This window comes from Streptomyces sp. NPDC002754 (assembly GCF_053592315.1).
The window spans coordinates 128,717-140,335 of record NZ_JBSFVM010000017.1 but is presented as its reverse complement, the minus strand read 5'-3'; the positions used below and the strand labels follow the sequence as shown (position 1 = coordinate 140,335).

9 protein-coding genes and 1 pseudogene are annotated in these 11,619 nt (G+C 70.8%); 7 read left to right on the top strand and 3 right to left on the bottom strand.

Annotated features, from left to right (window positions below):
* Nucleotides 1-830 (bottom strand): annotated as a pseudogene (locus ACWD2L_RS28035) (IS701 family transposase); the annotation flags it as partial.
* A gap of 180 nt (nucleotides 831-1,010) precedes the next feature.
* Between ACWD2L_RS28035 and ACWD2L_RS28030 the strand changes: the two are divergent.
* From ACWD2L_RS28030 to ACWD2L_RS28020, 3 genes are read left to right on the top strand one after another with little or no spacing between them, the layout of a single operon-like run.
* Nucleotides 1,011-1,577: a 2Fe-2S iron-sulfur cluster-binding protein gene (locus ACWD2L_RS28030; protein WP_351343321.1), complete on the top strand. Its 567-nt coding sequence runs from the start codon at nucleotides 1,011-1,013 to the stop codon at nucleotides 1,575-1,577.
* Entirely contained in the window at nucleotides 1,574-2,566 is a 993-nt protein-coding gene (locus ACWD2L_RS28025) for an FAD binding domain-containing protein (protein WP_351343320.1), read from the top strand. Before ACWD2L_RS28030 ends, ACWD2L_RS28025 begins: the two co-directional genes overlap by 4 nt.
* A gap of 44 nt (nucleotides 2,567-2,610) precedes the next feature.
* Nucleotides 2,611-4,710, top strand: a complete 2,100-nt coding sequence (locus ACWD2L_RS28020; protein ID WP_351343318.1) for a xanthine dehydrogenase family protein molybdopterin-binding subunit — start codon at nucleotides 2,611-2,613, stop codon at nucleotides 4,708-4,710.
* Nucleotides 4,711-4,741: 31 nt separating this feature from the next.
* Here the strand turns inward: ACWD2L_RS28020 and ACWD2L_RS28015 are convergent, their stop codons facing one another.
* Entirely contained in the window at nucleotides 4,742-6,106 is a 1,365-nt protein-coding gene (locus tag ACWD2L_RS28015; protein ID WP_351343316.1) for an FAD-dependent monooxygenase, read from the bottom strand.
* A 56-nt stretch (nucleotides 6,107-6,162) separates the two neighbouring features.
* Between ACWD2L_RS28015 and ACWD2L_RS28010 the strand changes: the two genes are divergently transcribed.
* The 3 genes from ACWD2L_RS28010 to ACWD2L_RS28000 all read left to right on the top strand — a co-directional run bounded on the left by ACWD2L_RS28010 (nucleotide 6,163) and on the right by ACWD2L_RS28000 (nucleotide 10,184).
* The gene (locus tag ACWD2L_RS28010; protein ID WP_351343314.1) at nucleotides 6,163-6,765 is read left to right on the top strand and encodes a TetR/AcrR family transcriptional regulator C-terminal domain-containing protein; all 603 of its coding nucleotides are present in this window, start codon (nucleotides 6,163-6,165) and stop codon (nucleotides 6,763-6,765) included.
* Nucleotides 6,766-6,925: 160 nt separating this feature from the next.
* Nucleotides 6,926-7,939 (top strand): hypothetical protein, encoded by a 1,014-nt coding sequence (locus tag ACWD2L_RS28005; RefSeq protein ID WP_351343312.1) that lies wholly within the window; start codon nucleotides 6,926-6,928, stop codon nucleotides 7,937-7,939.
* Nucleotides 7,940-8,033: 94 nt separating this feature from the next.
* Nucleotides 8,034-10,184, top strand: a complete 2,151-nt coding sequence (locus ACWD2L_RS28000) for a PQQ-dependent sugar dehydrogenase (RefSeq protein ID WP_351343310.1) — start codon at nucleotides 8,034-8,036, stop codon at nucleotides 10,182-10,184.
* 82 nt (nucleotides 10,185-10,266) lie between these two features.
* Here ACWD2L_RS28000 and ACWD2L_RS27995 read toward each other — a convergent pair whose 3' ends face one another.
* Complete coding sequence (locus ACWD2L_RS27995) at nucleotides 10,267-11,106, bottom strand: NAD(P)H-binding protein (protein WP_351343308.1); 840 nt, start codon at nucleotides 11,104-11,106, stop codon at nucleotides 10,267-10,269.
* A gap of 88 nt (nucleotides 11,107-11,194) precedes the next feature.
* Here ACWD2L_RS27995 and ACWD2L_RS27990 point away from each other — a divergent pair, with 88 nt between their 5' ends.
* The gene (locus tag ACWD2L_RS27990; protein ID WP_351343306.1) at nucleotides 11,195-11,566 is read left to right on the top strand and encodes a winged helix-turn-helix transcriptional regulator; all 372 of its coding nucleotides are present in this window, start codon (nucleotides 11,195-11,197) and stop codon (nucleotides 11,564-11,566) included.
* The last annotated feature ends 53 nt before the right edge of the window (nucleotides 11,567-11,619 follow it).

The following is an 11,619-nucleotide window of genomic DNA, read 5'->3' as shown; positions in this document are numbered from 1 at the left end:
CTTGCTGCCTTGTCGCCAGGTCACCTGCCGAAACGGTGTGGTGGCATCGACGACATCGGCCAACGCCCGGGGACTGTCGCGGTAGCAGGGCCGCGCCGGCGGCCCCAGCCCGCCGTAGGGCGGCCGATACGGCTCGGCTGCCTCCACCTGCACGGTTTCCTTGGGATCGACGGCCACCGCATACGACCAGCCACGCTCCTCCAGCGCCTGCCGGAAGCTGCGGCCGTAGCCGGCATCAGCCACGATCACCGGCACCTCCTCCACCGAACCGGACAACTCGTCGAGCAGGTGCAGCGCCAGCCGGGGCTTGGGCACATGTCCGACGTCCTCGGGCACCCCCGCGGCCCGCCGCCGCACGACATCGCCGGCCCATTCCTCGGGCAGGAACAGTGCCCACTGAAGCGGACACGACGCGGCATCGGTGGCGGCGTGCACACTGACCGCAACCTGGCAGCTGGCCCGCTTGCCCAGCGCACCGCAGTACTGCCGGGCCACCCCCACCGACGCCTTCCCGCACTTGGGAAACGACACGTCATCGACCACCCACACCGCGGGCCGGATCACCTGGCAGACCCGCTCGGCGATCCGGCGCCGCACCGGTATCCAGTCCCACGGTGTGACTGGCTGACGAACTGCTGCAGGGCCTGCATGTTCCCGTCCGGCAGCCGCTCGGCCATCGGCTGGATCGACTTACGGCGCCCGTCCAGCATCAAACCCCGCAGATAGCACTCGCCCCAGCCCCGCTGATCCCTGCGCGGCACCGAGGCAAACACATCCGCAACGAACAGTCCCAACTCCGCCCGCAGACGGCCCACTTCATGTGCGTCCACACATCCAACATGCTCCTGATCAGCCCCACCGAACAGAGCTAACGAAGCACTACTAGGCCTCGCCGCCCCCTCGCGCGGCGCGTCCTCCGCGTGCCGGAGTGAGTGTCCTGGCCCAGTCTGGATACGCGGGGTCGGACGGCAGACCACGCTTCGGACGGCGGACGAGGGAGCAGAGCGCCCATGGCAACCGATGCCTTCCACTCGGCAGTGCCACTCACCGTGAACGGCGAGCACCGCGATCTCACGGTCGACCACCGCAGCACACTGCTGGACGTCCTGCGCGAGCAGCTGGATCTGACCGGGCCGAAGAAGGGATGCGATCACGGGCAGTGCGGCGCCTGCACCGTGCTCATCGACGGGCGCCGCGCCAACAGCTGCCTGCTGCTGGCCGTGGCCCACGAGGGACGCGACATCACCACCGTCGAGGGTCTGCAAGCCGACGGTGACGGTGATGGCCAGAGCGAGGGCGAGCCCGGCGGCTCCGGTCTGCATCCGCTTCAGCGCGCCTTCCTCGACCGCGACGCCTTTCAATGCGGCTACTGCACACCCGGTCAGCTCTGCTCGGCCGTCGGCGCCATCGCCGAAGCCGCGGCGGGCCACCCCTCACACGTGACGGATCCGGGCGCGGCCCCGGGCGCACCCGTCGAGCTGAGCAAGGACGAGATCCGTGAGCGGCTCAGTGGCAATCTGTGCCGCTGCGGCGCCTATCCGCACATCGTCGAGGCCGTCGAGGACGTGACCCGGTGAAACCCTTCCGGTACCTACGAGTCCACAGCGTCGACGAGGCGACCGCGGCCCACGCGGGGCGGCCGGGCGCCCGCTACCTGAGTGGCGGAACGAACCTCGTCGACCTGATGAAACTGGGGGTGGAGACGCCCGGAACGCTGGTCGACGTGAGCGGGCTGCCGCTGGACGGCGTCGAGGAGCTCGCCGACGGCTCCGTACGCGTCGGGGCGACCGTCCGCAACAGCGACCTCGCCGCCCACCCACTGGTGCGCACCCGCTATCCCGTGCTGTCACAGGCGCTGCTCGCGGGGGCCTCGGGGCAGCTGCGCAACGTCGCCACCACGGGCGGCAATCTGCTCCAGCGCACCCGCTGCCCCTACTTCCAGGACCTGGGCAAACCGTGCAACAAGCGTGAGCCGGGCAGTGGGTGCGGCGCGCGTGACGGCGTCCATCGCGACCTCGCGGTCCTGGGGCACTCGCCGCAGTGCATCGCCACCCACCCCTCCGACATGGCGGTCGCCCTCGCCGCGCTCGACGCCCGGGTGGAGCTGCAAGGAGCGGCGGGCCGGCGCACGCTGCCCGCCGCCGAGTTCCACCGGCTGCCCGGCGACCGCCCGGACCTGGACACCGAGATCATGCCCGGCGAGCTCATCACCGGCGTCCTGCTCCCGGCCGCCACCGCCGGGCTGCCCTCCGCCTACCGCAAGGCCCGCGACCGCGCCTCGTACGCCTTCGCGCTCGCCTCCGTGGCCGTCGCCCTGAGGGTCGAGGACGCCGTGGTGCGCGACGTGCGGATCGCGTTCGGCGGGCTCGCCCACCGGCCCTGGCGGGCCCTGCGCGCCGAACAGGCGCTGACGGGTGAGGCACCGGGCGACGAGGCGTTCGAGCGGGCCGTCGATGCGGAGCTCGCGGCCGCCGAGCCGTTGCGCGACAACGCGTTCAAGGTGCGCCTCGCCCGCAATCTCGCGTGCGACGTGCTGCGCCGCCTGGCGCCGCCCGCCGGTTCCTGACACACCGCGGACCACCCAACCCCCGCTCTCCAGGGAGAAGAACCATGCCGGACACCACCAGCGCTCTCGGGTCGCCTGCCGCGCGCAGGGAAGGCCCGGCCAAGGTGACCGGGGCCGCCCGTTACGCGGCTGAACACACACCTGAGGGGTGTGCCTACGCCTGGCCGGTTCCGGCCCTCGTGGCACGGGGCGAGGTCACCGCCGTCGACGACACGGCGGCGCGGGTCCTGCCCGGCGTAATCACCGTCCTCACCCACCGCAACGCGCCGCGTCTGGCCGAACCGGACGACGTCACTCTCGCCGTGCTCCAGAACGCGCGGGTTCCGCACCGCGGCTGGTACGTCGCCCTCGTCGTCGCCGACACCCTGGAGGCGGCACGCGAAGGCGCCGCGGCCGTCCGTGTCACCTACGCCGAGGAACCCCACGACGTCACCCTGACGGCCGACCACCCCGACGCCTACGTTCCCGAGGACTCCGACGGCACCTCCGGCGAGCACACCCGCGGCGACGCCGACGCCGTGCACGCCCGCGCGTCCGCCCGCGTCGATGTCACCTACCAAGTGCCGCCGCTGCACAACCACCCGATGGAACCGCACGCGGCGACCGCCTCCTGGCAGGGCGGCCGGCTCACCGTGCACGACTCCAGCCAGGGCGCCACCACGGTCCGCGACGTCCTGGCCGGCCTGTTCGAGCTGCCGAAGGACCAGGTGACGGTCGTCTCCGAGCACGTCGGCGGCGGCTTCGGCGCCAAGGGCACACCACGGCCGCACGTGGTGCTCGCCGCCATGGCCGCCCGCGAGACCGGGCGGCCGGTCAAACTCGTCCTGCCCCGGGGGCAGTTGGCGGCCGTCGTCGGCCACCGCTCGCCGACCGTGCAGCGGGTCGGGCTCGCGGCGGAGGCCGACGGCACACTCACCTCCGTGATCCACGAGGTGACCTCGCACACCTCCCGTATCAAGGAGTTCGTCGAGACGGCGGCCGCCGCCACCCGCGTCATGTACGCCTCGCCGCACGGCCGCACCACCCACCGGGTGCTCCCGCTCGACGTGCCCAGCCCCTCTTGGATGCGGGCGCCGGGGGAGGCGCCGGGCATGTACGCCCTGGAGTCGGCGATGGACGAACTCGCCGAAGCGCTCGGCATCGACCCCATCGAGCTGCGGCTGCGCAACGACACCCAGAGCGAACCCGACAGCTCCCGCCCCTTCAGCAGCCGCCACCTCGCCGAATGCCTGCGCGAGGGAGCCCGCCGCTTCGACTGGGCGGCACGCGACCCGCGCCCCCGCTCGCGCGCCGAAGGCTCCGTCCTGGTCGGCTCCGGCATGGCCGCGGCGACGTATCCGGTCATCGTGGCCCCGTCCCGCGCGAGCGCCCACGCCGCACCGGACGGCGGCTTCGTCGTCCGGATCAACGCCACCGACATCGGAACCGGCGCGCGCACGGTCCTCGCCCAGGTCGCCGCCGACGCGCTCGGCGTTCCGGTGGACCGCGTGCGCACCGACATCGGCAACAGCGACCTCCCCAACGCCTCACTGGCGGGCGGCTCCTCCGGCACGGCCTCCTGGGGTTGGGCCGTCCACGAGGCCTGTACGCGACTGGCGGCGGACCTGGCCGACCGGAAGGGGCAGCCGCTCCCGCCGGAGGGGATCGACGCCACGGCCGACACGGCGGGCCGCGCCGACGCCGACAGCGACTTCTCGCGGCACTCCTTCGGCGCACACTTCGCCGAGGTCGGTGTCGACACGGTGACCGGCGAGGTCCGGGTGCGCCGCCTGCTCGGCGTCTACGCGGCGGGCCACATCCTCAACTCCCGTACGGCACGCAGTCAGTTCATCGGCGGGATGACGATGGGCCTGGGCATGGCTCTCACCGAGGGCAGCACGCTGGACCCGGCCTTCGGCGACTTCGTGGAACGCGACCTCGCCGGCTACCACGTACCGGCCAACGCCGACGTGCCCGAGATCGAGGCGCACTGGATCGACGAGGACGACCCGCACCTCAACCCCATGGGCAGCAAGGGCATCGGCGAGATCGGCATCGTCGGAACGGCCGCCGCCATCGGCAACGCCGTGCACCACGCGACCGGCGTCCGCCTGCGCGAACTCCCGCTCACACCGGACCGGGTGCTGGCGGGCGTGCCGCACTAGAGGCGCCCTAGGCAGCAAGCGAACCGCACACTCAGGGACGGCTCCACGCGAGGTGGCCGTCCGGACGGATCAGCGCGGCTCGGGCCGTGTTCCAGTCGTCGCGGTCCTCCGCCTTGGCCAGCTCCGTCGTGACCCGGACGGTGTCGGCCGGCACGTCCTGGCCCGCGGCGTCACCCGCGAAATCCAGGAGGACATGCCGCCCGGTCCTGAGCAGTTCGAACAGGCGGCGTCCGTCGGCGAACCGCAGATCCGGGACGCGCCGGCCGGTGCCGTAGTCCACGTCGAGGCCGGACAGCCGCTCGGCGAGGTGACGGGACAGCTCCGGCACCGTGGCGATCAGGCCGGACAGCACGCGGCGCAGGGCCTGGCCGTCCGCCGAGTACGCCATCGTCAGCGCGGTCTGCGCCTGCGTGTGCACGAGCAGGTCGGCCCCCACCGGACGCCGCTCCGTCTCATAGGTGTCCAACAGGTCGTCGCCAGCTCGGCCGGTGGCGACCGCGGCCAGTTTCCATCCCAGGTTCATGGCGTCCTGCACGCCCACATTGAGCCCCACGCCACCGGCCGGGAAGTGCATGTGCGCCGCGTCGCCGGCCAGCAGCACCCGGCCGCGGCGGTAGGACGATGCCTGCCGGGCCGCGTTGCCGAAGCGGGACAGCCACACCGGATCGCGCATTCCGAAGTCCGATCCGGCGATGTCCGTGACTCTCGCCCGCAGCTCCGACAGGGTCGGCTCGCCCGGCCGACCCTCCTGGACGCTGTCCGGGTTCGCACCGACGATGCGGTGGACGCCTCCCGGCATCGGTACCACCATGAGGCCGCCCCGAGGACTCGTGACACTGGCGAAGCCGCCGCGCGGCGGCGAGTCCAGGACCACGTCACCGAGCCAGCCCCACGCGGTCGCGTCCGTTCCCGGGAAATCGATGCCGGCCGCCCGCCGGACGGTGCTGCCGGCACCGTCGCAGCCCACCACGAACCGCGCGCGCACGAGTTCGCCGTCATCGACGACAACACCCTCCTCGTGCAGCGCGGTCACTCGATGGCCGCGCCGGACGGTCGCGCCCAACTCCCTTGCCCGGGACTCGAAAAGCTCCTCGGTGCGCGTCTGAGGCAGCGCCAGAGTGAAGGGGAAGGGCGTATCGAGGACACGGAAGTCCATGCGGTCCTCAAGGCCTCCGAAGTGCCCGTTGGGAATCGGAACGCCTTCGGTGACGAACGCTCCGGCGACCCCGCGACTGTCCAGCACCTCGATGGTGCGGGGGTGAATCGTCAGAGCCTTCGAGTGCGGGTCCGGAGCGGTGCGGGGTTCGACCACCGTGACCGACGCCCCGCCCAGCCGCAGCTCCGCGGCCAGCCACAGCCCGACGGGACCGGCGCCCACCACCACGACGTCATCCATGACAACCTCCTCTTGGTCAGTGACCAATACCCGATGCCGTCAGATATACTTGGTCAGTGAACAAGAGTCAAAGCGAGGTAGTGGCCACCGCCCTGGAAACCCTCGACGAAGTGGGCCTGGAGGCCGTCTCGTTGAGGGCGATCGCGGAGCGGCGGGGCGTGCGGATGAACACCGTCGTCTGGCACGTGAAGTCCAAGGGCCGCCTTCTTGAACTGATGGCGGACGTCATCGTGTCCGAGATCCGTCTCGACGACCTGCCCGCACGCTGGGACCACCGCGCCGCCGAACTCCTCGGGCGTTACCGCCGTGCGCTGCTCGCCCACCGGGACGGCGCGGCCGTCGTCGGCGGCACGTACGCACCCGAACCAGCCACGCTCGCCGTCGCGGAGACGCTGATCGCCGCCCTGCTGGACGGCGGCTACCGCGAGCAAGAGGCAGTGTGGACCTGCTGGAACGCCCTCTACTTCACCCTCGGCCTGTGCAGGGAGGAGCAGGCGATCTCCAGTGCTGAACCCGACCGCCTGGCCGAGGCTGTCGCCTCCGGCGCGTTCCCGGCCCTCAGCCGCACCCTGCCCCACCTGCTGCAGCCGTCCTTCGACGGCAGGTTCTCCTACGGTTTGCAGCGCCTCCTCGACCTCCCTGGCGATCCCTCCCGTTGACCGGATTCCCCACCGGGTGCGGCAACGCCTTGAACGCAACGCCTGCCGCGACATCGTTGTCTGCCAACGTTGTCTGCACTCTTGTCGCCTCCGCTCGATGTTTGTACGTTGCAGGCGACGCAGTAGGAAGCGCTTTCAACGCGTGTTCTCTGGAGGAGACATGACGTCTGGCACCGCCGCGCCCGCACGCCGACGCAGATCCGTGCGTTCGAGGTCATGGCCCGTCGCGGTGGCGGCCGGGGCCGCTCTGCTCACCGCCGCACTCGTCACGCCGGCCGGCGGTGCGTCAGCGTCGGACGACCCGTCCGCAGCCGCCCTGGCAGGCATCCGCGGGAGCCTGGTCGCCGGCTACGACTTCGAGCATCCGGATCCCACGGACGCCGGGCGTGAACGCGACATCGGGGCGTCCGGCCCCCCTCTGTCGCTCGTCAACGGCGGCTCGGCGATGCGCGTGCGCGACGACGCCGATCCGCGGCGCGGCCACGTCCTCCAGACCCGGCAGGTGAACCCGGACACGGTGGGCAACGACGACTGGAAGGCCGGGGTGTACGACCCGGACGGTGCGGCCTCGCTGCACGCGTTCAACGGGGCGCGCCAGGCCACGGTGATGGGCTGGTTCCGTACCACCGGGCAGAACCCGAGCCCGAATTCGGGTTCGGCGGACCCCTCCGACCGCTACAACGCCATCGGCCTCGCGGGCGTCCTGACCGGGGACTCGAACGGGCACGACGTCCGGGCCCTCCTCGAACTGATCGATGTGGACGGCGAGTTGCGCCTCGTCGCACTCGGGCGCCGCGTCGACGGCTCCGCGTCCCAGACCTTCGCCGCGGACGGCGACTGGCGTACGCATCTGCCGGACGGCCAGTGGGTCCACCTCGCCGCGACCTTCGACTTCGACACGGGCAGGATGGTGCTGTACCGCAACGGCCGTACGCTGCCCGGCAGTTACGTACGCGACGACGACCCGTGGGCCCTCGCCGGAGAGCCGGAACCCGACCGCGCCTCGCCGACCGACCCGCGCGGCATCAAGATCGGCGGGAGCTTCCCTCAGAACACCCGCGAGGCCAACCCCTGCAACTGCCGCATGGACGACCTGCTGTTCCTGGACCGGGCCGTCACCTCGGGGCAGGTGAGGGCCGAGTATCGCCGCACCGGCTGGCAACCAGCCTCCTGAGGCCATGCCCTGGGCGAGGCACGTCCTGTGCACGCCGCCACCCGAGCGAGCCCCCTGCGTACCCGCACCCGCACACCACACGAACGGAGCCCCCTTGTCCCCGTCGGCCCCGCACGTCCGGCCCCGCAAAAGACCTCTCCTCGTCCAACTCCTCATCGGCACCCTGCTCACCGCGGCGCTCGCCGCGACACCGGTGGCATCGTCCACACCGGCAGGCGCGGCCGAAGCGCCCGCCGACGCCACGTCGGCCGCTGTCACCGACCCCATCCCCGGCAAGCCCGTCACCTCCGGACTCGGCCTCGAAGTACAGGAGTTCGCCCAGCTCCCGAAGTCCGAGCCGCGCCCGGGACCGGTCGAGGACGACCGCCTCATCCGGCACAACCGGATCAACTACCTGACCCCGTTCCCAGGTGGGTCGGGCCGCTTGGCCGTCGCGGACCAGAACGGCACCATGTACTCCCTCAACAAGGACGGCTCCGGGCAGCACACTTACCTCGACCTGTACAAGGAGTTCTCCTCCGCCTTCTACGCCAGCCGGGGACTGGGCACCGGCTTCGGCTACGTCGCCTTCGACCCTGACTTCCGGCACAACGGCCGCTTCTACACGGTCCACACCGAGAAGCCCGAACTGACCGACGCCAAGCCGGACTTCGACCAGCCCAGCGGTAACGGGTTCCACGGCATCGTCACCGAGTGGACGGCCGACGACCCGAGCGCGCCCACCTTCTCCGGCACCCACCGAGAGCTGCTCCGTATCGGCTTCAACGGGCAGGTCCACGGCGTCCAGCAGCTCGACTTCAACCCGACCGCCAAGCCCGGCGACGCGGACTACGGGCTGCTCTACATCGCGGTCGGCGACGGCGGAAAGGGCAACAGCACCGGCGATCCGCAGAACCGTGCCCTCCCGCACGGCAAGCTCCTGCGCATCGACCCGCGCGGCGACAACAGCGCGAACGGCGAGTACGGCATCCCGCCCTCCAACCCGTTCGTCGGCGAGACAGGCACCCTCGGCGAGATCTACGCCATCGGCATGCGCGACCCGCACCGCTTCAGCTGGGACGCGCGCGGCAGCCACCGCATGTTCCTCTCCCACGTCGGCGAGCACGCCATCGAGTCCGTCTATGAGGTGCGGGCGGGCGACAACTACGGCTGGAGCGAACGCGAGGGCGCCTTCGTCTTCGACAAGAAGGCCACCGACCCCTGCGCCAAAATCCTTCCCTTGCCCGCCGACGACGCGAAGTACGGCTACACCTACCCAGTGGCCGCCTACGACCACGACCCGCCGGCGAACTGGGACTGCAAGTCCGATGTGGGCCGCGGTATCTCCGGCGGCTACGTCTACCGCGGCAAGGACCTGCACGGACTGCAGGGCAAGTACCTCTTCGGTGACATCGTCGACGGCCGGCTCCTGTACACCGACGCCGCCGACATGCGCCGCGCGAAGCCTGGCGCCGAACAGCAACTGGCCCAGAACTACAGCCTGATGGTCTACGACGCGAAGTCCGGCAAGCGCGTCTCCATGCAGGAACTCGCCGGTGACGAGCGCGTCGACCTGCGGTTCGGGCAGGACGCGGAGGGCGAGCTGTACATCCTCTCCAAGGCCAACGGCAAGATCTGGAAGGTGACGGGGACGCGCAAGTTCGCGAGCTGCGACACGAGCGGGACCACCCTCACCGACGTGATGGGCGCCGAGAACTGGGCGCCCGTCACCCCGCCCAAGTGGCAGTTCACGGACGGCCAGGCGGTGATGACCGAGCCGGGCGTCGAGCGGCCCGGACCCCGCCGCCCCTACGAGTACGCGGTGCTCACCGCAGGACCCACGTACCGCAATGTCCGGATCGACGCCGACGTCCGCATCGACACACCGGCCGACATCGACAACCGGGACGTGGTCGTCGTCTTCGGCCATGAGTCGGACACCCGGTTCGGCTACGCGCACCTCTCACAGGACAACTCCATCTACCCGCACAACGGCGTCTTCACGGTGGACGACGCCGACCGGCTGCGGGTGGAGGACCAGTGGGACGGCACCACCGGCGCCCCGCCCGCGATCAGCGACGCGGCCTGGCACCAGGTCAGGGTGGTGCGCTGCGGGGACACCGGAGAGACGGCCGTGTACATGGACGGCTCGTCGCACCCCTTGATGACAGCGGTGAGCGCGCGGCCGGGCGACGGCCGGATCGGCTTCGGTTCGTTCGACAACGCCGGCCGGATCCGCGGCCTCAAGGTCTCCGGAAAGCCTTAACAAACAGGTGAGTTGACAGTCACTCAGGTTGGCAAGGCTTGGTGCGAACGATCGGTTCGTACCAAGCCTTGCCGGTTCGTTCTCAGCGGAACGCGGCGACGTTGCCGGCCACCCAGTCGGAGAACGGGCGCGGCGGGCGGCCCAGGACCTGCTGGACGTCCGGGCTGACGCGCAATTCGGCCGGGTTCGGGGACCCGACGATGTCCAGCGTGTCATCGGCGAGCTCCGCCGGCATGCTCCGGGTCATGGCGGCCTTGGCCTCGTCGCGGGTGAGTTCCTGGAACCTGACGGGCGAGCCGAGGGCGGCGGCGATGGCCTCCGTCTGCTCGCGTGGAGTGATCACCTCCGGGCCCGTCAACTCGTAGGCGCGACCGGTGTGTTGGTCCTCCAGCAGGCAGGCCGCCGCGACCGCGGCGATGTCCGCCGGGTCGATGATCGGCACGCCGACATCGCCGAAAGGCGCGGCGACGACCTGCTGGTTGCGGACGGAGTCGGCCCACCACAGGGCGTTGGAGGCGAAGCCGCCCGGCCGCAGGATGGCCCACTCCAGGCCGGACTCCCGCAGGGTCTCCTCCAGCGAGCGCATCGCGATCCGCGTAGCGCCGAAGGGCCTCGTCACCACCCCGAGCGTGGAGAGCAGGACGACACGGCGGACCCCGGCGGCCGCGGCTTCGCCGATGATGTGTGCGGGGTCGGCTCCCGTCGCGTGCAGGTCGCCCGACAGCAGCAGGAACAGCGACTTCGCGCCGGTCAGCGCGGGCTTGAGGGCGGCCGGCTCGGCAAGGTCGGCCACCACGTGGCGGACGCCGTCGGGCACCGCCGCCATGTGCCGTGACACCGCCGTCACTACCTCGCCCGACTCGGCCAGCATCCGCGTCAACGTACGCCCGATGTTCCCGGTGGCTCCGGTCACTACGATCATGGTCAGCTCCTCGATGTGTTCTGAGGGCTGCACGCTAGGAGCCTGGGCTAACTTTTGGTAAGGGCATACCCGAAGGTAAGCTCATGTCATGGATGAAGGCGTGCAGCGCAGGCAGGTCGAGCCGGGCAAGCGGTATGACGTGTTTCACACCGACTGCCCCGCCAGGTCCGTGGTCGACCATGTGACCAGCAGGTGGGGGATCTGGGTGCTGATCGCCCTGCGGGGCAGCGACCTCCGGTTCTATGAGCTGCGCGAGAGCATCCAGGGCATCAGCGAGAAAATGCTCGCCCAGACCCTGCGCGCACTGGTCCAGGACGACCTGATCCGGCGTGAGGTCGAACCGACGACGCCACCCCAAGTCACCTACGGACTGACCGAGTTCGGCCAGGATGTCGGCGAGCCGCTGACGGAGCTCTTCGACCGGATCACACACCGGCTGTCGCAGCGGAACGCGCGATAGCGAGGCATCACTCCAGTCACAGCTCTTACCGAAAATTCGTTACTGCGTCATGA